At 42.8% G+C, this 1,137-nt stretch carries 2 protein-coding genes; one reads left to right on the forward strand and one right to left on the reverse strand.

Features of this window, described 5'->3' with window-relative positions:
* Window positions 1-675, reverse strand: a 675-nt coding sequence (locus A3738_RS26360; RefSeq protein ID WP_068763965.1) for a MoxR family ATPase, incomplete at its 3' end; no start/stop codon positions are given.
* Window positions 676-876: 201 nt separating this feature from the next.
* Here A3738_RS26360 and A3738_RS26365 point away from each other — a divergent pair.
* Window positions 877-1,137: sirohydrochlorin chelatase (locus tag A3738_RS26365; protein WP_068763966.1), on the forward strand; the 261-nt coding region annotated here is incomplete at its 3' end.

Consider the following 1,137-nt stretch of genomic DNA (forward strand, 5'->3'; position numbering starts at 1 on the left):
TTCACTAGTAGATGGTTTCTTCTTAAGGCCTGGTACCTTACGCACGTCGAAGAACACGTCTAAAGCATCTCTAAGAAGCTCTTTTTTGATGTCTGGATAATGCACTTCAACGATTTTCTGCATGGTTTCGGCATCAGGGAAATCAATATAGTGAAAGAAGCAGCGGCGCAAGAATGCATCAGGCAGTTCTTTTTCGTTATTACTCGTGATGAGAACAATTGGGCGATTTTTAGCAACGATTCGCTCTTGTGTTTCGTAAACATAAAACTCCATTTTGTCGATCTCAAGTAAGAGGTCATTTGGAAACTCAATATCAGCTTTGTCGATTTCATCGATCAACAGAATGACACGCTCTTCTGCCTCGAATGCTTCCCACAGTTTACCCTTCACAATGTAGTTAGAAATGTCGTGTACTTTATCGACACCAAGCTGAGAGTCACGTAGGCGAGATACTGCATCGTACTCGTACAAACCTTGCTGCGCTTTCGTGGTTGATTTGATATGCCACTGAATCAAACGAGCGTCTAGGGATTTTGCTAACTGCTCAGCAAGCATGGTCTTACCCGTGCCAGGCTCACCTTTAATTAGTAGAGGTTTTTGCAATGTAATCGCCGAATTAACAGCCATTTGAAGATCACTAGTAGCGACGTATTCGTTTGTACCCTTGAAACTCATAACCAATTCCTAAAACATTTGTTGTAGCGCGAGCATTTTAATCTATGCCTAGCCTCTGCGGGTATTCAAAATATAGAATACTGTGTTCAGATACCAGAGTTGATGGTTCATCGCGCACGGAATACCCAATATAACTCATGAAACTAATCGGACATGACGATTCATCCGTAGCGTCGAGCAGAACTACTTTCAGGAAAATACATGAAGACAAAAATTATTCTTTTGGCTCACGGAAGCAGTAATACGAGTTGGTCCGACGCCTTTTTTGATATGACAAAAACATTGCGCGAGCAATTTGATCAAGCCGACTTAGCCTTTATGGAGCTAAGCGAGCCTAGCCTGCAAGACGTTTGTGCACACGCTGCGAGCGAGGGATACGAGCAAATACAGGTTCTCCCCTTATTTTTCGCGACAGGCCGACACTTGAAGAAAGATGTGCCGAACATGATTAAAGAGATCAAA

This window comes from Oleiphilus sp. HI0066 (assembly GCF_001635725.1).